Below are 21,645 nucleotides of genomic sequence, written 5' to 3' on the forward strand. Positions count from 1 at the left end.
CCCGGCGCTCAGTCGCTGCGCTCCTTCGCTCTGGTCGCTCCAGAACGAGACGGGCCCCGAACCACCAAAGCTGACCAGTCGCATGCGGGGAAACGGGGTGGGGGGTTGCATGCGGACAGACCGCCGGTGGGGGATCAAACGTGTCCGGGGGCGACGGCGAGATCGACTGGTCGGCGGGGTTCGGGCCCGATCGTATGGGCGGGCAGCGCCGGCCGCGGGGTCAGCGGGAGCGGACTATCGCGGTGCCTGTGGCGCGGTCGTGCATGCCGCGGCCGTCACCGTCGGTGAACAGTGCGGGGACCACGAAGGTCAGCAGTAACTGGCGGCCGAGGGCGCGCAGGAAACCGACCCGGGCCGGTGCGTCGATTCGGACCACCCGCAGGCGCAGGAAGTACTGGCCCGGGGTGAAACCGAACAGGGCGACGGCGAGCAGGCCGATCACCATCCAGACCATCCAGGTCGGGGTGCTCAGGGCGCCGGCGACGGCTTCGAAGGCTGTCGGTTCGGCAACTCCGGGGGGCGGGTCGGCATCGGCGATGATCTGCGCCGAATCGGGGCGCACGATCAGCGCGGCGATGCCCAGCGAGATCACCCAGTCCACCATCATCGCCGAGATCCGCCGGGCCATCCCGACCAGCGACCCCGCGCCCTCGCGCGGTAGGCCCAGGTGCTCGCCCTTGTATTCGCTTGCTTCCGGGTCACCCGGGTCCGCGGTGGGGCCGGTGAGCCAGGATCCGGTGACACGTGCCATGACCCCAGGATAAGCGTGCCCATTTCCGGCATATCCGGCGGTCGCCGCTCGTCACAGGGTCCGGGGCGCGCCCTATCGTGCGGGTTACGGGAAGGTAGTGTCCGTGGCGTGGCCGACGACACTCGCCGGACGGCACGTGTAACACTGGCGAAACACACTCTTGACGGCCGGGAAACACCCTGTCCATAGCGTCGGTTCGCGACGCCCCGCACTCGATACTGGCTGGGAATCTATCCGTAAGGAGATATAAGTGACGTTCAGCACGGCCGACGAGGTCATCAAGTACATGGCGGATCAGGATGTCGAATACGTCGATATCCGGTTCAGCGATCTGCCCGGTGTGCAGCAGCACTTCTCCATCCCGGCGAAGGCGTTCACCAGTGATCTGGCCGAGGAAGGTCTCGCCTTCGACGGCTCCTCGGTGCGGGGCTTCCAGTCCATCGACGAATCCGACATGCTGCTGCTGCCCGACTTCAGCACCGCGGCCGTGGACCCGTTCCGTGCGGCGAAGACGCTCAACATGAACTTCTTCGTGCACGACCCCTTCACCCGCGAGTCCTACTCGCGTGACCCGCGCAATATCGCCCGCAAGGCGGAGGAGTACCTGCGCTCCACCGGTATCGCCGATACCGCGTTCTTCGGCGCCGAGGCCGAGTTCTACATCTTCGACTCGGTCCGCTACGACTCCGGTATCAACGGCGCGTTCTACGAGGTCGAGTCGATCTCGGGCTCCTGGAACACCGGCGCCAAGGTCAACCCGGACGGTAGCCCGAACCGCGGCTACAAGGTCCGTAACAAGGGCGGGTACTTCCCGGTCGCGCCCTACGACCACTACGTCGACCTGCGCGACAAGATCTCCACCAACCTGCAGAACGCCGGGTTCGAGCTGGAGCGCGGCCACCACGAGGTCGGCACCGCCGGTCAGGCCGAGATCAACTACAAGTTCAACACCCTGCTGGGCGCTGCCGACGATCTGCAGCTGTTCAAGTACATCGTGAAGAACACCGCGTGGGCCGAGGGCAAAACCGTCACCTTCATGCCGAAGCCGCTCTTCGGTGACAACGGCTCGGGTATGCACGCACACCAGTCGCTGTGGAAGGACGGCAAGCCGCTGTTCCACGACGAGGCCGGCTACGGCGGCCTGTCGGATCTGGCCCGCCACTACATCGGCGGCATCCTGCACCACGCGCCGTCGCTGCTGGCGTTCACCAACCCGACGGTGAACTCCTACCACCGCCTGGTCCCCGGCTACGAGGCCCCGATCAACCTGGTGTACTCGCAGCGCAACCGCTCGGCCGCAGTCCGTATCCCGGTCACCGGTAACAACCCGAAGGCCAAGCGCATCGAATTCCGCGCACCGGACTCCTCGGGCAACCCGTACCTGGCCTTCGCCGCCATGCTGATGGCCGGCCTGGACGGCATCAAGAAGAAGATCGAGCCGCTGGCCCCGGTCGACAAGGACCTCTACGAGCTCCCGCCGGAGGAGGCCAAGAACATCCCGCAGGCCCCCACCAGCCTGGCGTCGGTGATCGACCGCCTCGAGGCCGATCACGAGTACCTCACCGAAGGCAATGTCTTCACCGAGGACCTGATCGAAACCTGGATCAACATCAAGCGTGAGCAGGAAATCGCCCCGGTGAACCTGCGCCCGCACCCCTACGAGTTCGAACTCTACTTCGACGTGTAAGCCTGACCTGCACGAATAGGGCTGAGTAGCCCCTTCGATACGCAGTGCGTACGCAGTGCTCGGCATCGAGTCCACCCGCTCAGTGATCACAAGCGCGATCACTTGGCGGGTGGACTCGTCTATGTAGGGCCAGAGATGGCCAGCGGTGCCGAGTGTGGTCTTCGCGGCAGCGCGGAGCGTGGACGGTATCCGGAGAACAGGTGCCGGACGCGGCGGTGGGTCCGGAGGTCCAGACGGCGTTATCCCCAACTCTGGCTGGAGTAGCAGCCGTGAAGCGCGCGGTTCTCGGTAATCTTTCGTTCGCGTCAATAAGGGAGGTAGCCCGATGGGGCCACGTTTCGAGGTACATCCCGAGGATTTGGCGACCCTGGCCGATCGGTGTATCGACTTTGCCATCGGCCTGACGTCAGTGGTCAGTGAATCGGCAGGTGATCTGACCCTCGCGGCGGGGGATGCGGGGGATACCAGCGGTGGCTACGCCACCACAGCCGTGTACGGCCCCTGTGTCGAGGCTGCTCAGGCTGCGATCGAGGCGTTGGCGGCGGTGTTCGAAGCCGACGCCGAAGCGCTGATGCTGTGCGCGTTCGCCTTCTCCGACATGGACGAGGCCGCAGCGAAGAGATTTCTGACCAGTTCCCACGGGCCCGACCCTCGGCCGAGGTACGGCCCTCGGTGACGGGAGAGAATTGGAATGGCGGAGGGCAGTTGGCGGCTATGGCATGACGCCGCATCGCTCGACGATGCGGCCCGGGAGTGGGCGATGCTCGCCGACCGGCTTCAGAAGACCGCTGACAGGCTGGTCGCCGAATCTAAGCGCATCGTCGCTGAGTGGGAAGGCGATTCCGCCGACTCGTATCACGCACACCGCGGCCGAGTGGTGTCGGAGTTGGATACCGCGCACAGCACGGCGGCGAATGTATCCGCGGCAGTGGAGACTATCGCCAAGTCCGTCCGCCTTGCGCAGGAGCACCTCGACCAGGCTTGGGGCACTGTCTCGCATATTCCGCATTCGGGTAGCCCGTCGGGTGAAATCAGGTTCGAGCCGCGAAACGACGCCGAGGTGGAGCTGGTCAGTGCCGCTGTCACACGTGAGACGGAGATCCGCTCGGGCCTCGATGTCAGTTTGGGTGGCGAGATGCATGTTCTCGTCCACGCCACCGGGGTATGGGACGCGATGCGGATGGGGCTGTTGCCGATCTCCGAGTTCGAAGAAGACCCATTCGAGCTACCCGGGGATGCCGATCGGGTCGGGGTCATCACGGTTGGCAACAAGACGTATATCAACACCGGTGCGGGCAATGACAGTGTCATGATCAGCGATGATCCGTTCAGCGACGGACAATTGGTCACCGTCAACGGAAAATCGTTTGTTGTTCCCAGGGGCCAGAAGATCGTTATTCGCACTGGTGGCGGCGATGACAACGTCAGTGTCCAGAAGGGAACCCAGGTGAACTTCACGGTTCTGGGGGGCCGGGGTAACGACTCGGTCAAGACCGGTGCCGGAGCCGACCGTGTTCTCGGCGGGCGGGGCGACGACGAGATCGAAACCGGCGGTGGACGGGACGCGGTCCTGGCGGGGGCGGGGCGGGATTATGTCGACGGTCAGGGCGGTGACGACCTGCTCGGCGGTGGCGGGGATAGCGACACCGTGTACGGGCTCGGTGGCGACGATCGTATCGTGGGCGGGTCTGGCGCGGATTACCTCGAGGGCGCGACCGGCAACGATACGATCGTCGCGGGCCGGGGCCATGACATCGTGTCGGGTGGACGCGGCGATGATGTGCTTTATGGCGGGTCGGGATACGACGTGTCCTATGCCGGGGCGGGCTCGGACGCGACTTACGGCGGCACCGATGAGGACATCTCGTATGAGGAGTCCGGTGATCGCTCGTACGGGGACACCGAAACCACCGTGACAGTGCAAATCTCCAACGATGCCCGGTTCATCGAGATCGAAGGATCGCCAGAGTTCGTGGCCCGGACCGAGGCTGATTTGGATATGCTGCGGTCCTCGCCGACCGGCCAGCAAATGCTGGCCGAGCTCGAGCGCGCACACGACGATTCAGGAATTCTCGGCATAGGCCAGGAAAACCTCACGATCACCGAGTACCACAGGAGCGACAACAGCTGGGCACACCAACATATTTTCGGCGGCGATGAGATCGAATACTCCCCACGTGTGGATAACGTATCAGGGGAAAGCCCTCCTGTGGCGACCCTGTACCACGAGGCCGCCCACGTCTATGACTTTATGACCGACAATCGCGACGACACCCCCTACACCGGAGAGGACTCGGACGATCGCAACGTCGCGCAAATCGAACGGGTTGCCGTCGGACTACCGGTGGATCACGATCACAATCCGAATACCCCGGAACGCATCGATCCCGACCACCCGATCGAGCTGACCGAGAACGGGTTGCGCAAGGAGATAGGTTGGCTGAGCAGGGACCATTATAGAGAGCGATGATTTCTGTGTCCGGCTCCCGTCAACACATCCAGAGCGGATAGATCTGGACTCTGGGAGGAATCATGACCGAGCACAGCGCCGGCGCCCTGCCACCGATCGTCGACCGGCAGACGTGGCAGACCGCGCTCGACGACCTGCGGAAGCGGGAGAAGGCCGCCACTCGGGAACTGGACGCGATCGCAGCGCAGCGCCGCAGGCTACCGATGGTCGAGATGCCGGACTACACACTGATCGGCCCGGACGGCCCTGTCCGGCTGGTCGACGTATTCGACGGGCGCTCCCAGCTCATCGTCTACAACCACATGTGGTCCGATGGCGCGGAGTGGCAGTGCGGCGGCTGTACCGGGCTCACATCGCAGTACGTCCGGTTGGGCTGGCTCGACAACTATGATGCCCGCTTCGTCATCGTCACCAACGGGACCATCGACGAGGCGCTGGCCTACAAGACGAAGGTCGGCAACACGATGGACTGGTATTCGTCGTCGGAGAGTTCGTTCGGCGCCGATGTGGACGCACCGCCCGGCGGCGGTTTCGCGGTGAATGTTTTTCTCCGCGACGGCGATAAGGTCTACCGAACCTGGCACACGAGTGGCCGCGGTACCGAGCAGCTCAGCTATACGTTCGCGTTGGTCGACACCCTGCCGTGGGGTCGGCAGGAGGAATGGCAGGATTCACCCGAAGGGTGGCCGAAATCGCCCACCTATTCCAAATGGCTCGACTCTCCCGACGTTGCCCGGCTGTACGGTCCGGACGGAGACGCTGCCGTGGGGTCCGTGAGCGCCGCCGGTTCCCGGGACGTGAGGGGATAGGTCGAAATGACGGCAACGAAGCCTTCGCGCGGTGGTCACTTGCCGATCAACGGTCTGAGCCTGTATTACGAAGTGCACGGTGAGCTCGGCAGTTCGGAAACGCCCCCGTTGCTGCTCATACCCGGCGCGTTCATGGCCACCGACTCGATGACGTCGTGGATATCGGGTTTCGCGGGTGAGCGGGCGGTGATCGTTTTCGATCAGCAAGGGCACGGCCGTACCCCGGATATTTCGCGGACGATGTCGTACGAGCAATTCGCCGACGATGCGGCGGAATTGCTGCGCGCCTTGAATGTCCAGCTCGCGGATGTCATGGGCTACTCGCAAGGTGGCGGGGTCGCGCTGCAGCTCGCACTCCGGCACCCGGCGCTCGTGGGCAAACTGGTTTCGCTGTCGGCTACCTTCCGCAAGGATGGTTGGTATCCCTCGGTGTTGGAGGGGATCGCGGGTCTCGACGCGACAGCGTTCGCCGGCACACCGGTCGAGAAAGCGTTCAGGGAGCACACTCCGGACCCCGCGGCATTCGACGCCTACGTCGAAAAGATGAAAGTGCTGAATATCGAAGACCAGAACATCAGTGACGCGCAGATGCGTTCGATTTCCGCGAAAACGATGGTGATAGTCGGTGACGCGGACGGCGTGAAACCGGAGCATGCGTTGCGGATGTTCACGCTGCGCGGGGGCGGCGACGAGGAAGCGGCGGCGTCGGGGATGTTGCACAAGGCACCGGCTGCGCGTTTGGTGATTCTGCCCGCGACCTCGCATATCGGTATCAGCGGGGAGTCGGCGGTGCTGGTACCGATGGTGAATTCGTTTCTCGACGATCTTCCACCGACGACACCTGAACTGTTCTAGAGGATTACGCACTCGGTGCGGCCGACGAGCTCTCCGGGTTGGGTCCGGAACCGGGTATCTTATATGCCCTGCGTGGTCGTTTACGACGCGAATGTTCTCTACGGCAACACCTTGCGGGATTTGTTGATACGGGTTGCCCGGTCCCGCGCCGTGACGGCGGTAGTCTGGCGGCGGCCGGGACCAGAGCGCTCGACGGGAGTCTTCGTGAAGCAGCAGGCGCACTTTCTCACGATCGCCACACCTGATCTGGGGGCGGTTCGGCAGTTCTACGTGGCGGGACTGGGGTGGGAACCGCTGATGGACGTGCCGGGGGAGATTGTGTTCTTCCAGATCGCGCCCGGAGTGGTGCTCGGATTCTTCCTTGCGGAGAAGTTCAACGCCGATATCGCCGATGGCTCCGACCGTGCGCCGGTATCGGGGCTGACACTGTCGCACAATGTCGGCAGCCGCGAGGAGGTCGTCAGCACGGTGGATGCCATGGCCGCCGCGGGTGGCACGGTTCTGAAATCGCCGCGAGACAGCGAATTCGGCGGTATCTTCAACGGCCACGTCGCCGATCCCAACGGGGTCGTATGGGAGGTCGCGCACAACCCCTCATGGCGTATCGAAGCGGACGGCACTGTAGTCCTCGGATGAGGTCGGTGCGCGCAGAGACAGCAGCTGGCCGAGTTGCGGCCCGGCGAAGTGAAGCGTCGATCCGGATGTGGTGGCACGCGGAGCCGGACGAGTACCGGCCCCGCGCCCGTGCGTCTCAGTCGACCGGTGCGACGCGGATCAGGTTGCCGTCCGGGTCGGCGACCAGGAAGGTGCGGCCGAATACCTCGTCGTAGGGTTTCGCGACGACCTCGACGCCCTTGCCGGACCACTCCCGGAAGCGGTTGTCGATCTGCTCGGGTCCGCCCGGCAGGGCCAGGCAGATTTCGCTGGTGCGCGGGACGGCCGGGGACAACTCGTCCCGGACACCGCTCCACACCGCGAGCTGGATACCGCCGCCGAGGTCGAAAGCGATGAAGCGCGGTGATTCGAATACGGGTGTCATCTCGAACAGATCCCCGTAGAAACGCGCGGATGCCGCGGCGTCGCTGACGTAGACGATGAACATGTTCGGCGTGGTCATGGTCTGGTATCTCCTCTTGCCGGTGATGTGGACAGCATGAGGTTGCCTGCCATACGTGACAGATTCCGGCAGGTTTTCTGGAGAATCTTGCGGTATGACGCCCGATCGCTTCTTCTCCCTGCTGATCGCCCTGCAGACCCGCGAATCCGTCACTACGACGGATCTGGCGGACGAGGTGGGGGTTTCGGTGCGAACAGTGCTCCGGGATCTGCAATGGCTCCAGGACGCGGGTTTCCCGGTCTTGGTCCGGCGCGGCCGATGGGGCGGCGTGACCCTGCTGCCGGGCGGCGCACTGGATCTCGCCCGGCTCACCCCGGCCGAACGCGACCACCTCGCTCTGTACGGTCTCGACGACGCGCAGCGTGAGCAGATCGGCGGCGGGTTCGACGGTCGCCGGGCCAGGAGCAAGGTGGCGCCGGGGCGCGTGCGGCAAGAGAACTTGCTGCCGGTCCATGCGGTGGTGACCACGGACAACCGGCCGTGGTTCGGAAACCCGGCAGACGGTATCGGTCCCGCGGCGTTACTGGGCGACCTGCGGCGTGGCGTCAGGTTACGGATCAGCTACCGCCGGTCCGGTGAGGCAGAGCCGGCCTGGCAGATCGTCGACCCGTACGGTCTGCTGGCAAAAGGTGGCCGGTGGTATCTGGTGGCCGATCGTTCGGGCAGGCCGCGCCTGTATTCGCTCGAACGGATCGCCGGGTGGCGACCGCTGCGCACGCCCCGGCGATTGCGGCCCGGGGCGACGTTGCAGGAGGTGTCCGCGGAATTGTCTGCGGGCTGGGAGAACACCGGAGCGGTCCGGGTCGAGGCCGAACTGAGCGCCGGCCAGCTGGAACGGGCGAAACGCATCCTCGGCACGCGGTTGACGGTCCACAATCCGGATGCCGTCGATCGGGTGGATATCACCGTGGCGTGCCGGGTGGTCGAGGATGTGCGCCAACTGTTGCAGTTCGCCGACGACCTGACGGTGACCGGTCCGGCGGAGGCACGGGAGCGACTGCGAGAGCTGGCGGCCGCAACATTGCGCCGCTACCAGTGAGAACGGCCTCGGATCGGCAGAGCGTGGCCGTGGACGGGTCAATGGTGCGGCACGTTCGAGTGGGGTGGGTCACATCCGGGCCGCCGACGACGAAATTCCGGCCGGTATCCCGTCTTCTTCCAGGAATGCCGTGTCGAACAAGGAGACCGAATATGGCGACCCAGCCGAAGGGCCCCGCATCCTACTTTCCCGCTATCGAGGCGAAATACGGTCGCAGTATCGAGGAGTGGAAAGCCACCCTGCGGAATTCCGGATTGTCGTCGCACAAAGAACTCGTCGAATTGCTGAAGACCGAACACGGTTTCGGGCACGGACATGCCACCGCGCTCACCCAGCATCATCTGCATCCCGAGAAATGGGCGGTGGCCTGACCGGCATGTGGAAACCCGGGTGGTCGGCAGCGCACGAGGGGTGCTGCGGAAGGGTCCGCATCTGCTGCCGGCCGGTCGCCCGGGGCTCGTCCCCGCTCGAAATGCGGTGTTCCGCCTCGCCTCCGCCGTAGGCTTCGCCGCACCGACAGGTAGATACCGGCCACGAGGATTGGGGTCAGTGCATGGTGATTCGTGAACGACTGGGGCTAGCGGCGGCCGAGTCCCCGCCTGTCTATGGCGAACCGTTCGAGACGGCCGACGGCACGATAGTGATCACGGTTTCCCGGCGCAGCAGCCTGATGAGCACGGTGATGCGGCCGGCCGGGGTTTTCGTGGTGCGCGACGGTGCCGCGGAATGGGTTCCGGCGGTGGACGTCAACCGGATCGCTCTGATGGGAGAATTGATCGGACTACTGGCGGCGGTGATCGCTTCTCTGGCGGTTCTGCGGCGCCCGCCGTGGCCCGACCTCGGCCGTCGCGGCCGTGACTGATCGGTCCGGGTGACTGTCCCCGGGCCACGGCCGACGGCGGTCAGCCGGGTTCAGTGAGACGGGCAGCGGCCAGGAGCCGGACCGCCCGCGGGCCCACACCGTGCAATGTGAGCAGATCGTCCAGCCGCTCCGGTAGGTCGGTGATCGACCGGTATCCGGCGTCGGTCAGCGCGCCGGTCGCGGGACGGCCGATCTTCACCCCGTCGAAAACCGGGCCCCGATCCTGCGGTGTGGTCATCACGCGAACCTCTCAGTATTCGAGATCCGGCCAGCCGATGTTGATGGGGAAGGGGAACTCGATCCGCACTCCGTGCTCGTCGGCGGGGGTCCATTCGCCTGCCATCAGGTAGTTGGCCGGATGAAGGGAAGGTCGGATTCCTCGGTCCGGGACACGGGCATGCGGCCATAATATGCCGTGTGGCTCCTGTTTGCGGCGTGCCGGCCGGGGTATCGGAGTGAGCGGGTCTCGGCACCCAGTTCGAAGGCCGCTATGCCGATATCGCCGAGTTCTCGGAGGGCGGGGGTTTGACGACTCCGACTATGCTGCCGGAATTCATTCCATAGCGATTGCGTTCCACCATTTGGTTGCTGGTATTTCCTTCGATGGTGTTGATCTGCCCGCCCTGGACCGACTTCACGATTCCGATGTGGTCGGGAGTGCCGTCGCCCTCCCAGTCGAAGACGATGAGATCACCGGGTTGGGCCTCGCCGACCGAGTTCCTCCGCAAGCCCATTGCCGCGGCATCGTTCCAAATGCTGGGGACATAGTCCGGGTTGGTCCATTTGACGTCGTAACCGGCCTTTTCCCATGCCCAGCTGGTGAAGGACGCGCACCAGGGCCCACCACCCTTGATGTTGTATTCCGCGTTTACCAGGTTCGGGGCGTATTCGCGGACCCCGAGCTGACTTTCGGCGGCTTCGACCGCGGTGCCCGCCGCGTCGTCCGGGTTGGTGGGCCTGAAGCTGGCCTGGCTGGCAGTGGGCCGGAAACCCGAGCCGGCCGGCGCTCCACCGCCCCCGCCGCGGAAGCGGGCCGGTATCGAAGGAACCGACCTGTCGATTTCCTGCGCACGCTTGTCGATATCGTCTTTCGCCTTTCCGACCTCGTCGTGCACACGATCCACCGCGGTGAGGAGAGCCCTTGTCAAACCGAATTCCGTTGCGGCGGAGAGACGGTAGATCCCGTCCTCGCCTTTGCTGGGCGGGGGAGCGTCGTTGAGGGTCCGCTTGAGCTCGCGCACGATCGTCCGCACCTTCTGGTACGTCCGGTTCGAGGTGTCGAACGCCGCGAACTTGGAACTGTCGATATTCTTGTTCTGACGTTCGAGTTCGGCTACCCGGTCCTCGACTTCTTTGCGGCGATCGGAATAGTTCTCGACCAGTACGGATTTGCCCGCGGGTTGGTCCAGCCCTTTCTCGCTCAGCAGACCCTTGCCGTCCAACCAGGCGACGAAGTCCGGTTGGCTGCCGGAGTCACCGGAGGCCAGCAGCAGTATGTGCCGCTGGATGTACTCCTGGACGGCATCGATGATCGAGTCGAGGCCCCAGCTGGAACCTTCGGGGTGCGGAAGGGTGATATCGAGCTGTTCCGCCGTGGTCGGACTCATCCGGATCCTCTCTCTGCGCCGACCGGACCGACTCCGCGACGGATTCCGTGGGATACCTGCTGGCGAGTATTCCGCGTCCGGCTCGGGTCGGAGACCCAATGCGACATACGGTAAGTATCAGACATTCTCGGCGTGGAGAAAACGTATCCGATCCGCCGCCCGGCCTTGCGGAGGCGATTCAGCGGCTTCCCGATGGAGGCTTCCCAATTCTGGTGAATGACGCTGATGGCGCCGAAGTCTCCAGTCGGAGGATAGTGGGCACGTACTCCGGCCTACCCGCCGTAGGGGTGCGCACTCGGTAGCTGTATGTCCGAGGATGTACCAGCCCTGGCACTGCCAGGCTGTGATGTCGTTGTCGAGAGACTGGTCACCGCCGTCGGTGGGAGTCTTGGGGAGAGAGTGGGCTGCTGTGGTGTTGATGCACCCCAAGACGGTCGCATCGTTGAGGGCGAGTAAAGAGTTCATCTACGCAGTCGATGAGATGCAGGAACGAGTCGACCGGATTCGAGCCCGTCGGCCCTCGGCGACGTCTCGGGTGATCCCCGAGGTGGATGGGAAAGCCAGACTCACGAATCTGTATATCGCACCCGGTACCATCGCGAGCATGACCAGGCAGGAGCTGACCGACGAGCTGATGGGGGCGATCAACGACAGTACGGTGGATGCGCTTCGGCAGCACCGGCTGGTCCTCGACGCTACCGAATGGCCCAAGGCTCGATGAGGAACCGCCGGTGGTCGTTCCGGTTCCGGGTCCAGGAGTAGTTGTGTGATGGATGTCGATGCGGCCGAAGACGTGCAACCCGACTCGCCGCCTGTCGGTCGGAGCCAGGTCTATGAGGTGTTCAACCCCGACTTTTCCGTCGGCGTGGCGTGTGACCGCAACGGGGTGATCGTCGGGGTACACCTCGGCGACGAGGTGTGGGACAACACAGACCATTGGCTCGCGACCGAGGTTCTTCGAGTGGCCCGGTTGGCCCACCTGAAGTCGAAGGTCGGTCAACGTGCCGAATACATACGCCGACTGGGTAATCGACAGGTTGCGGATGCTTTGAACCTTCCCACGCAGACTCAATTCGAGCACGCGCTGCAAACCGAGTTCGGATCCCACCACTAGCTCGAGTCCTCCGAGCCGATGAGCAGCATGGTTTCGGTGTGGGACGCTTCAGTGCATTCTTCCCGTGATTGGGGATGTGCCACAGTGGTGCTGAAAGGTCGGATAAGCGGGAGGTTCGTCGGCGTGGGCGCAACAGTCGGTCAAGATCCTGAAAATATGCGTACCCAGAGCAACGACAGCTATGCCAGGGAGCCGGGTAACCGCGAACGCGCCAAGCTCAACGAGGCCTATGCGGCTGAGTTCTATGGGGCATATGGCTATGGAGCGCATCACTGGCTGGCGTTCGGGGAGGGCGAGTTCGGTCCGGCTCACCAGAATGCCTGGAACACTGTCGCGGACGGCGACTTGGGCGTCGGTGACAACTACAAAGTGGGAGCGGATACGTTCGAGGGCGCATCCGAGGAGGGCGCCGCACAGATCCGCCGGACCGATCCCGGAGTGTGAGTCGTCAGACGTGTGGGGGTGCTTCGGCCGGTTGGGGGCCGTCTTCGAGCCAGAGCTGCTTCAGGTCACGGCAGGGGCGCGGCACGCGCTCGAGAATGCTTCAAGAGTAGCCGTGGAGGTTCTGTGACCGGTTGTCTTTATCTCCTGGAAAGCGGTAACCCGGTAGCTGTAACTCAGAATAATTGTTCGAGATTCTACTACGTGGAAAGTGTCGCGGATATGTCGTCGCGATTGCCGGGATGTCGATCGATAACCGGCATCAACGGTGTTGGAATTGATGGAGAGCTGGTAATGGGATCCCGCTGCGAAATAGTTATGAGGGAGTTGTGACCTACTATATCTATGACGAGCACGGCGATTTCAAAGAAACTGATGAACGGCCTAAATCCGGATTTTACTACGAGCAGGATTACCGCGATGCCACTCTTTATGAAGCTGATCCGGATGGCGGTGAGCCCAGGAAGATAAAGCACTGGGGCGACGCCTTTGATATAGATACGTTACATTCCTCCAAGGGTACGGCCATGGAGGCATACAGGGGCGATTTTCTCTGGCAGCATCTCAAAGGGGATCCGGATAAACGTAAGAAAGACCAGGATCTTACTGGCGGTGAATCGTGGGCCGATAAGAAGGAGAAGTTCCTTGGGAACACGAAAGCGGATATTGATGCCGGCGACCTGCTTACCGACTTCAAGCTGGAAATCCGTAAGCCCCCTGGGATAGATATATCTGAGGCGCTGAATACCTGCATCCGTACGGCGAATGTTCAGTTGAACCATTTGTCGTGGCAGTTGGGTACGAATCAGCGGGAAAAGCCAAGTTTGCTCCAGCCTGCGAAGGGTGAGAAAACAAACGTATTCGGCGACAAAAAACATATATACGATGACAACCTGGCTGATAACAGTAACGGCAAGGTGGATTCCCCGATGGAGGTACTTGCGGCAGGGAAGCCATACGCCGCTGAGGGGAAAGCGCACGATAAGTACATAGAAACGCTTAGTTGGCTGGGTGCCGTGGCCACCGCTTGGCAAGGTAAAGATGAGCAATTCAAACTAAAAGAGAAAAAGCTCAATGACGTCAATGACTCGTACTATAAAGAAATGTGGGAGAAGGTGCAGGCCACCCATGAGGCTATGTGGGGGTCTATGCGAAAATTGGACGGCAGTGAGAAGGCGGCTTTAAAAGAGTATCAAGAAAAGAGTGGTGACAGTGCAAAAGAAAAGGAAAAATACACCGAGACGTACCTGAATGAGCCCGGCCTGCAGCATGTGCTCGAGGAGGCTCCTCTCTTCGATCTGATTCAGGATGCGGTCATATTTTGCCGTGAGAAAGTGAACGCTTATGTCGATTTTGTGGCAACCCTTCCGGACGGCCTGAAACCACCTGAGGGGAAGGAGCCGGCCGAAAAGAAGGAGGGCGAGGGTAAGGAGAAAGAGAAGGGCGAGGGTAAGGAAAAGGAGAAGGGCGAGGGTAAAGAAAAGGAAACCGGCGGCGGGAACGAAAAGGAAACCGGCGGCGGTCAACAACAGCAGACCGGCGGCGGGAATGAAAAGTCGGGGAACAACACCCCGGACGAGCAGTTCGGCGGTTCTGACGAGAAGGGCGATTCCAAGGAAGACGATTCCAAGGAAAAGGAAGAGGCTGCCCCGGCCGACGCCGAACAGGTGCAGGACGATCTGGACAACGAGTTCAAGGATATTCTCGGTACCCCCGAGGACGAGTCGAAGACCTCCGAGGACGAGTCGAATGCCCTCGGCGGGGCCGACGAAGAGGGCTCGACCGCCCAGCAGGTCGGCGCTGACAACACGGGTGCCGGCGGCGGTGGTGGCACCCCCTCGGCTCAGCCTCCTGTTCAGCAGCCGTCCAGTTCCGCTGACGGGGGTATGGGGGCACTGGGGTCGGTTATCCCGGCGGTGATGGCTGCCTCGGCGATGGGCGGCGGCCAGAACCCTCTGGGTGGCGGCGAGCAGGACGGTAAGAAGGACAGCGACGATGACGATCGTCGTGGCGAGGGGCAGCAGGTGCCGGGCCCCGGCCAGCAGTCTCCGGGCGTGTCGGCAGGAGCCCCCGCCGATCAGGGTGCCGCTGCTCAGCCCGCGGTGACCGCTCCCACCGACACCGGTACGCCGCCGCCGGTGGTGAGTACACCCGGCGCGACTGTCGACCACAAGCTGCCGGACGGTACGCCGGTCCAACTTCCGCAGACCGTGGCGGACGCGTTGACCCGGCAGGAGGGGAATCCCGCGATCAACGCCTACACCGCGTACGAGGGCACCCCCGCCGCGCAGTCACAGGCGGCGTGGGACGTTATCAGCACGTCCACCACGGGTACGCCCAACGAGCCGCTGCGGACGGGTGACGTGATCAGGTGGGAGAACAACCACAGCGCGATCCTGTTCGACAACGGGGCCGGCCTGCACTACATCGCCAACGGCCAAGTGGTCGCGCTCGATCCGAGCCATCCCGACAACCCGCAGTTCGGCAAGTTCGAGCAGTATCTCCGCCCGAGTGGGCTGGGTGCGGGCGAGGCCCAGATGGGTGCTCCCGGGCCGGCGGACCTGCCGGAACCGAAGATCACCGAATCGCAGCCGCCGAAGCCGCCCGCGGTCCAGGCGCCGCAGCAGCAGGCCTGAGTCGCGGGTGTTGAACGGACGGTTTCGGGGCCCCGCTCCGGGACCGATCGCCACGGTCGGGGATGGATGCTAGTCTCCGCAGAAATCGCCGGAGGGAGCCAGCCATCACCGCACTGTTGATCGTCGTGTTGATCGTCGTGCTCGTCGTGGCGGGGGTCCTGGTGTACCTGCTCGTGAAACGGAAGAATCAGCCGGCCGCGCCATCCGTTCCCGTCGACCCGTTCGCCGATAAGGATTCCGACGCCCTGCGCGGAGACCCACGGGCGCTGAAGGCCGGGGATATCGTCGATATCTTCCAGGAGAGCTTCACCGTTCGCGGTTCGCTGCGGTTGAAGGAGGGCGGGTACCAGTGGAGCGAGCATCTGCTCGATAACGCCAAAGGCACCCGCAAATGGCTGTCGGTGGAGGAAGACCCCGAGCTCGAGCTGGTCCTGTGGACGGAGACGCCGGGTATCCCGGCGCCGGGCGGGAACGAGCTGGAGCACGACGGTAAACGCTTCCGGCTGGAGGAATCGGGTAATGCCCGCTATGTCGGTGAGGCGACCACCGGGCTCACCCCATCGGGCACTGTCGCCTATCACGACTATGTGGCCGAGGACGGAACTCGGCTGTCGTTCGAGGATTTCGGGGAGTCGGGGAAGAAGGAAGCGGCAATCGGGCAGGTCGTCTATCGCAGTGCGATTATGATCTATCCGCAAGCGCCGTCTTGAGTAGCTGCGTTACCGGACGGGCTGTGCACCAGACGGGGGAAAGGTTTTCTGTGAGTCGTAAGTTCTGGGTGATCGCTGCTGTCTGCGCGATCCTCCCATTGGTGCTGTCCGGATGCGGGTCCGATGACGACGACGGGAGCGGGGCGCGGTCCTATATCAGCTCCCATTACACGCGTGCCGCGAATCTCGACGAACCCGACAACGGGATGGCCTATACGGCGAACAAACAGCCCGGCGCGGTCGCCGACGAGATCACCAAGGCGGCGCGCCCGCTGGATCGGCGTTCGACCGGTCCGCTGACCTTCCTGCAGTACCGCGACGACATCATCGCGTTGTCCCAGAACGGTTCCGGAACGAAGATCCTGGTCGACGACTATCGGAACGGTCACCGGCGCCACCACTCCTATGTCAGTGCCTACGGCTGGCCCAGTGACAACAGCAGCTTCCGCGGCGGCGGTTCGGGCGAAGGAAAATAGGCCGCCGCCGTCTCACCGATCCATTTCCCAGGAGGAAACAATGCTCGAAGACCTGCCCGCGGACGCCGGTGCCGCGGCTGCCTACTCCGGCCTCGGAATCGTCCTGATGGTGCTCGGGTTCGTCCTGGTGGACGTGCTCACACCGGGTAACCTGCGCCATCAGATCTGGGTGGACCGCAACCGCAATGCCGCCCTGCTGGTCGCCGCGAACATGCTGGGGGTCGGGATCATCGTCGCCACCGCGATCTGGACCTCCGACGGGGCGATCGGGCGCGCGCTGGTGTCGAGCGCGGTCTACGGCATCATCGGCCTGGTGGCGATGGGGCTGGCATTCCTGGTGCTGGAATTCGCCACACCCGGCGAATTCCGCGGTGTGGTGAACGAACACGAACTGCACCCCGGCGTGTGGGTGAGCGCCGCGGTGCATATCGCGGTCGCCGCTGTGGTCGCCGCCGCACTCACATAAGGTGTCGGCGAACTCTCCGGCGAGCACTCTCGCAGCCGAACAGGAGCCGGTGGAATCCGCTGGTGAGGAAGTGACCGGCACCGTGGCGCGGCAGTCCGGTGTTCCCGGCCGGTTCGCCAGGATCGCCCTGCTCCTCACGGTTTTCGTCTGTGCGGCATGCGGATTGGTGTACGAGCTGTCCCTGGTGACCTTGGGCAGTTATCTGATCGGTGATACCGCCACCCAGGCGTCGATCACGCTCAGTGTGATGGTGTGCGCGATGGGTGTCGGCGCACTGGCCGCGAAACCGCTGCGGCATCTGGCCGCGCCGGCGTTCCTGGCGGTGGAGATCGCGCTCGCGCTGGTCGGTGGCCTCTCGGTACTCGGTCTCTACGCGGCCTATGCCTGGCTCAACCTCTACACCGCCGCGCTCGTGGTGGCGTCCTGTGTGATCGGCGCCCTGGTCGGTGCCGAGATCCCGCTGCTGATGGAACTGCTGCAGCGCATCCGCAAACAGGAGGCCGGTAGCGCGGTCGCCGATCTCTTCGCGGCCGACTATGTGGGTGCCCTGCTGGGGGGTCTGGCTTTCCCGTTCCTGCTGCTGCCGGTGTTCGGGCAGATCCGCGGCAGTCTCATCGTCGGTGTGGTGAACGCGCTGGCCGGGTTGGCGCTGGTGTTCATCTGGTTTCGTGCCGACCTGTCACACCTGGTCAAAGCGACCTTTGTGATGGTCACCCTGCTCTCCGCCGGAGTGCTGGTGGGCAGCTATATCTATGCCGACCGGTTCGAGGCCACCGCCCAGCAGGCGCTGTTCGCGGCGCCGATCGTCTGGGAGCACCAGACCGAGTATCAGAAGATCGTGCTCACCGAAAACGCGTCGCCGTTCGGGACCCGCGATACCCGGCTGTTCCTCAACGGCGATCTGCAGTTCTCCTCGGTGGACGAATACCGCTACCACGAGGCGATGGTGCATCCCACGCTCGCCGGGAAACGGGAGAATGTGCTGGTTGTCGGTGGCGGTGACGGTCTGGCCCTGCGCGAGATCCTGAAATATCCGGACGTCCGCACTGTCACTCTGGTCGAACTCGACCCGGTCATGACCGACCTCGCCCGCACCGACCCCCGGCTGACCGAACTCAACGAGAACTCCTTCGCCGACTCCCGCGTGCAGGTGATCAACGCCGACGCGTTCAGTTGGTTGCGCACCGCCCGGGCGGATTACGACTCGGTGATCGTCGACCTGCCGGACCCGGACGAGACCGCCATCGCGAAGCTCTACTCCACCGAGTTCTACGCCATGGCAGCCCACGTGCTGGCCCCGGAAGGCACCATGGTGGTGCAGTCGGGTTCGCCGTTCTTCGCCCCGCACTCCTACTGGTGCATCGCGGCTACGGTCCGCACGACCGGGCTGAACGTGCTGCCCTACCACGTGGATGTACCGAGCTTCGGCGATTGGGGTTTCCTGCTGGTCACCCGAGCCCCGGACCCCCAGCTGCGACTCGATCCACCGGCCCCGCTGCGCTCGATCGACGAGACGAGCCTGCAAGCCGCGAAGGTTTTCGCTCCGGACCGGCGCGATACCGGGGAGGAACCCTCCACCTTGATGCATCCGGTGATTCTCGATCTGGCGCGTAAGGAATGGGTATAGCGCTCCCCCGGGCGGTCAGCGGGGTGGTTCCCAGGTCAGTGCCGGTGCCAGGCCACGCAGGGCCACCGACGGCGGGGTCAGGCGCAGGATCACATCGCGCAACAACACTGCGGGCGCCGGGGACACCTGCAGCGCGACCCCCATGCGCCGGGACAATCGCTGCAGGGGCTCGACGCGTGCCCGGCGTATCCGGTCGTATTCGGTCAGTGCGGACGGGATATCGCGGTGCCGGTCGAGCAGAGCCGCGAGGGTGATCGCATCCTCGATGGCCAGGTTCGCGCCCTGACCGAGATTCGGGGTCATGGCGTGCGCGGCATCTCCGAGCAGCGCTATCCGGCCCCGGGCGTAGCCGGCGATGCGCGGTAGTTCGTAGATATCGTGCCGTAGCAGCGCCGCCGGATCCGTCGCGTCGAGCAGTGCGGGGATCGGATCGTGCCAGTCGCCGAAACGGCGCCGGAGTTCGGTGAGCTCGCCGTCCGGGCTGATCGCGTCCGCGGGCAGGTTCGCGGACCCGTAGAAATACACCCGACCGTCCCGCAACGGTGCGATGCCGAAACGTTCACCGCGCCCGAGTGTTTCGCCACCGGAACGCACCGGGGCGCGCGGTGTCACGATCGCCCGCCATGCCGTGTAACCGGCGTAGATCGGGCCCGGCGCGCCGGGCCAGTGCAGTTCCCGGACAGTGCTGTTGATTCCGTCCGCGCCGAGCACCAGATCCGCGTCGGAGGTGCCCAGGCTGTGCTGGACCCGGACACCGTTTCCGGTGATGTCCACGGCCCGCACTGCCGCTCCCAGCCGGAGAGCGCCCGCTCCGAGAGTGCCGCGCAGAATATCGAACAGCTCGGTCCGGTGGATCATCACCAGATCGCCGTAGCGGTCGCGGACAGCGGCGATATCGGTGCGCGCCAGCCACCGGCCGGATGTATCCCGCATACCCGCCTCGGTGGCCGAGAGCGCCTGCTCCCGGACAGCAGTCCCGGCGCCGATCGTATCGAGTCCGCGTAAACCGTTGGGCCACAGACTCAATCCGGATCCGGCGGGTCCAACGGCGGTGGCACGCTCGAGGACCTCGACCTGCCAGCCCCGCTGCCGCAACGCGATCGCGGCCGTGAGGCCGGCGATACCCGCGCCGACCACGACGGCCCGGCGTTGCCCTCCGATCGGTTCCCCGGTCATCGCCACCTCCGATATCGGGCATCCTCGCCCGTCCCGGCTCGATTATGTCGCGCTCGCGGTGGAGCGGTGCCCGCTGAGCGCTGTGTGATTCGACTCGATCAGGACAGGTGAGGTCAGCGGGCGGGGCCGGGCTGATTCGGCCGGCCGGTCGTGGTGCTGGACTCGACAATGCTGCTGGTGGTGCCGGTCGTGGGGGTGCCGCTGGTGGTGCCGGTTCCGGAGGGAGTCGCCGCGCCGGTGCTACCTGTGGTGCCGACCGCGGAAGAGGACGCGACGGTGCTGCCTGTGGCATCCGCACCGCTGTCGCCGCCTGCCGCGTCGTCGCCTTCGCCGCCGTTCTCCTCGGTCGTTGTTGTCACCGTGGGCTCGGAGGTGCTGGTTGCGGGTGTGGTCGTTTCGGACTCGGTGGGGGGTTCGGTGGTCGTGGTGGTTACCGGTGGCGGGGTGGTCGTCGTCGGCGGTGGCGGCGGTGGTGACTGGCTCGGCTGCGGTTCGTGTGCAGGCTCGGCCGGTGGCCCGGCGGGTTCGGGCACCGCGCCACCGGGAACGGCCGAGGTGACAGGTACCGATTCGGTGACCGACACCGGTGGCGCGGGAGCCGGCGGCGGTGGCAGAGAACTCGACGAGCGTGCGGGTTTCGTGGGGACGACCGTCGTGGAACTGATCGCCGGAGCAGGGCTTTCGGTCGGCTCGGTGACGAGCGCGGCATCGTCACGGGTGAGCGCGAGCGCCGAGGTCCCGGCGACGGCGACGGCCAGCACCGCCACCGCGACCGCGGCCCGCCAGGGCAACCGCTTCGCCGGTGCCGGTGCCGGTGCCGGGCCGGGGGCGGTCGGGGTCGGAACCGCGGCTGGGTCCGGAGTCGGAATCGCCGCGGCCGGGGTGGCGGCTTCCGGGGCCGGAGTCGAAGCCGTCGCGGTAGGCGGTTCCAGCAGCGCGGACCGGGCGGCCGCCGCCAATTCGCCGGTTGTGTCGTAGCGCCGGCCGGGATCCTTGGCCATACCTTTGGCGATCACGGCATCGAACGGGCTCGGTAAACCTTCGGCCGACGGTCGCGGCGGTTCGGCGTTGAGGTGCGCGGCGACCTGGCGCTGCATGCTCTCGCCGCGGTAGGGCTTCGCGCCCACCAGGCATTCGTAGAGAACGCAGGCCAGGGAATACACATCCGAGCGGCCATCCGATTCGTCGTCCGCGAGCCGTTCCGGGGCCATATAGGCGAAGGTGCCGACAACGGCGCCCGTGGTGGTGAGAGTGGTGTCCTCGTCGCTGCGGGCGATCCCGAAGTCGATGAGGTAGGCGAACCCGTCGGGGGTGAGCAGGATATTCGACGGTTTCACATCCCGGTGCACCAGGCCCTCGGCGTGCGCCGCGTCCAGTGCCGCGGCGATCTGGGTGATCACCTCGACCGCCTCGCCGGGTTCCAGATGATCCCGCTCCACGAGCAATTTCGCGAGGTTGGGTGCCTGTACCAGGCGCATATCCAGGAACAGCCGGCCGTCGATCTCGCCGAAATCGTGAATCGGCACGATATGCGGCTCCGACAGCCGGGCCACCATCTGGGCTTCGCGCTGGAAGCGTTTGCGATACACCTCGTTGTGGGCGAACTCCGGTGCGAGTACCTTCACCGCCACCAACCGGTCGGTGCCGGTGTCATAGGCGCGATGTACTTCCCCCATGGCCCCGGCCCCGAGTAGCTCGAGTAGCCGGTAGCGGCCGAACGGTGTTCCTTCCACGAGCAACGGATACCACAGATTGTGGCCGATCACAGCACCCGATAAATGCCTGGTTTGAACCCGGAAACC

The 21,645-nt window shown here is 64.5% G+C and carries 22 protein-coding genes; 16 read left to right on the top strand and 6 right to left on the bottom strand.

What is annotated here, in order from left to right:
• Positions 1-220: 220 nt before the first annotated feature.
• Entirely contained in the window at positions 221-751 is a 531-nt protein-coding gene (locus tag ABZ827_RS11215; RefSeq protein ID WP_357235952.1) for an RDD family protein, read from the bottom strand.
• Between the two features lie 250 nt (positions 752-1,001).
• On the opposite strand from ABZ827_RS11215, the gene glnA reads away from it, so the two are divergent.
• The 6 genes from glnA (at position 1,002) to ABZ827_RS11245 (ending at position 7,208) form a co-directional block, all read left to right on the top strand.
• Entirely contained in the window at positions 1,002-2,438 is a 1,437-nt protein-coding gene (glnA, locus tag ABZ827_RS11220) for a type I glutamate--ammonia ligase (protein ID WP_357235954.1), read from the top strand.
• A 325-nt stretch (positions 2,439-2,763) separates the two neighbouring features.
• A complete protein-coding gene (locus tag ABZ827_RS11225; protein WP_357235956.1) occupies positions 2,764-3,114 on the top strand; it encodes a hypothetical protein in 351 nt (116 codons plus the stop codon).
• A 15-nt stretch (positions 3,115-3,129) separates the two neighbouring features.
• Complete coding sequence (locus tag ABZ827_RS11230) at positions 3,130-4,908, top strand: M91 family zinc metallopeptidase (protein WP_357235958.1); 1,779 nt, start codon at positions 3,130-3,132, stop codon at positions 4,906-4,908.
• Positions 4,909-4,970: 62 nt separating this feature from the next.
• Positions 4,971-5,717 (top strand): DUF899 family protein, encoded by a 747-nt coding sequence (locus ABZ827_RS11235; protein WP_357235959.1) that lies wholly within the window; start codon positions 4,971-4,973, stop codon positions 5,715-5,717.
• Between the two features lie 6 nt (positions 5,718-5,723).
• Entirely contained in the window at positions 5,724-6,572 is an 849-nt protein-coding gene (locus tag ABZ827_RS11240) for an alpha/beta hydrolase (RefSeq protein ID WP_357235961.1), read from the top strand.
• A 204-nt stretch (positions 6,573-6,776) separates the two neighbouring features.
• Entirely contained in the window at positions 6,777-7,208 is a 432-nt protein-coding gene (locus ABZ827_RS11245; protein ID WP_357235962.1) for a VOC family protein, read from the top strand.
• A gap of 115 nt (positions 7,209-7,323) precedes the next feature.
• On the opposite strand, the gene ABZ827_RS11250 is transcribed toward ABZ827_RS11245, so the two are convergent.
• On the bottom strand, positions 7,324-7,689 hold the full coding sequence (locus ABZ827_RS11250; protein WP_357235964.1) for a VOC family protein: 366 nt from the start codon (positions 7,687-7,689) through the stop codon (positions 7,324-7,326).
• A gap of 94 nt (positions 7,690-7,783) precedes the next feature.
• Between ABZ827_RS11250 and ABZ827_RS11255 the strand changes: the two genes are divergently transcribed.
• The 3 genes from ABZ827_RS11255 (at position 7,784) to ABZ827_RS11265 (ending at position 9,590) form a co-directional block, all read left to right on the top strand.
• The gene (locus ABZ827_RS11255; RefSeq protein ID WP_357235966.1) at positions 7,784-8,728 is read left to right on the top strand and encodes a WYL domain-containing protein; all 945 of its coding nucleotides are present in this window, start codon (positions 7,784-7,786) and stop codon (positions 8,726-8,728) included.
• Positions 8,729-8,880: 152 nt separating this feature from the next.
• Positions 8,881-9,099, top strand: coding sequence for a DUF4287 domain-containing protein (locus tag ABZ827_RS11260; RefSeq protein WP_357235968.1), 219 nt, complete (start codon positions 8,881-8,883; stop codon positions 9,097-9,099).
• Positions 9,100-9,281: 182 nt separating this feature from the next.
• Positions 9,282-9,590, top strand: coding sequence for a hypothetical protein (locus tag ABZ827_RS11265; RefSeq protein ID WP_357235970.1), 309 nt, complete (start codon positions 9,282-9,284; stop codon positions 9,588-9,590).
• A 40-nt stretch (positions 9,591-9,630) separates the two neighbouring features.
• On the opposite strand, the gene ABZ827_RS11270 is transcribed toward ABZ827_RS11265, so the two are convergent.
• On the bottom strand, positions 9,631-9,828 hold the full coding sequence (locus ABZ827_RS11270; RefSeq protein WP_357235972.1) for a helix-hairpin-helix domain-containing protein: 198 nt from the start codon (positions 9,826-9,828) through the stop codon (positions 9,631-9,633).
• A gap of 250 nt (positions 9,829-10,078) precedes the next feature.
• The gene (locus tag ABZ827_RS11275; protein ID WP_357235974.1) at positions 10,079-11,197 is read right to left on the bottom strand and encodes a CHAP domain-containing protein; all 1,119 of its coding nucleotides are present in this window, start codon (positions 11,195-11,197) and stop codon (positions 10,079-10,081) included.
• A 769-nt stretch (positions 11,198-11,966) separates the two neighbouring features.
• On the opposite strand from ABZ827_RS11275, the gene ABZ827_RS11280 reads away from it, so the two are divergent.
• The 7 genes from ABZ827_RS11280 (at position 11,967) to ABZ827_RS11310 (ending at position 18,667) form a co-directional block, all read left to right on the top strand.
• On the top strand, positions 11,967-12,311 hold the full coding sequence (locus tag ABZ827_RS11280) for a hypothetical protein (RefSeq protein WP_357236612.1): 345 nt from the start codon (positions 11,967-11,969) through the stop codon (positions 12,309-12,311).
• A gap of 156 nt (positions 12,312-12,467) precedes the next feature.
• On the top strand, positions 12,468-12,755 hold the full coding sequence (locus ABZ827_RS11285; protein ID WP_357235976.1) for a hypothetical protein: 288 nt from the start codon (positions 12,468-12,470) through the stop codon (positions 12,753-12,755).
• A 326-nt stretch (positions 12,756-13,081) separates the two neighbouring features.
• Positions 13,082-15,388, top strand: a complete 2,307-nt coding sequence (locus ABZ827_RS11290; protein ID WP_357235978.1) for a hypothetical protein — start codon at positions 13,082-13,084, stop codon at positions 15,386-15,388.
• A 125-nt stretch (positions 15,389-15,513) separates the two neighbouring features.
• A complete protein-coding gene (locus ABZ827_RS11295) occupies positions 15,514-16,098 on the top strand; it encodes a DUF4178 domain-containing protein (protein WP_357236614.1) in 585 nt (194 codons plus the stop codon).
• Positions 16,099-16,148: 50 nt separating this feature from the next.
• Complete coding sequence (locus tag ABZ827_RS11300) at positions 16,149-16,574, top strand: DUF4247 domain-containing protein (RefSeq protein ID WP_357235980.1); 426 nt, start codon at positions 16,149-16,151, stop codon at positions 16,572-16,574.
• Between the two features lie 40 nt (positions 16,575-16,614).
• The gene (locus ABZ827_RS11305) at positions 16,615-17,040 is read left to right on the top strand and encodes a DUF350 domain-containing protein (protein ID WP_357235982.1); all 426 of its coding nucleotides are present in this window, start codon (positions 16,615-16,617) and stop codon (positions 17,038-17,040) included.
• A 70-nt stretch (positions 17,041-17,110) separates the two neighbouring features.
• Positions 17,111-18,667: a polyamine aminopropyltransferase gene (locus tag ABZ827_RS11310; RefSeq protein ID WP_357236616.1), complete on the top strand. Its 1,557-nt coding sequence runs from the start codon at positions 17,111-17,113 to the stop codon at positions 18,665-18,667.
• 15 nt (positions 18,668-18,682) lie between these two features.
• Here the strand turns inward: ABZ827_RS11310 and ABZ827_RS11315 are convergent, their stop codons facing one another.
• Together ABZ827_RS11315 and ABZ827_RS11320 are read right to left on the bottom strand one after the other, a co-directional pair.
• The gene (locus ABZ827_RS11315; RefSeq protein WP_357235983.1) at positions 18,683-19,843 is read right to left on the bottom strand and encodes an FAD-dependent monooxygenase; all 1,161 of its coding nucleotides are present in this window, start codon (positions 19,841-19,843) and stop codon (positions 18,683-18,685) included.
• A gap of 113 nt (positions 19,844-19,956) precedes the next feature.
• Positions 19,957-21,609, bottom strand: a complete 1,653-nt coding sequence (locus ABZ827_RS11320) for a serine/threonine-protein kinase (RefSeq protein WP_357235985.1) — start codon at positions 21,607-21,609, stop codon at positions 19,957-19,959.
• Positions 21,610-21,645 lie beyond the last annotated feature (36 nt).

The sequence above is a fragment of the Nocardia sp. NPDC019395 genome (assembly GCF_040632335.1).
Lineage (GTDB): Bacteria > Actinomycetota > Actinomycetes > Mycobacteriales > Mycobacteriaceae > Nocardia.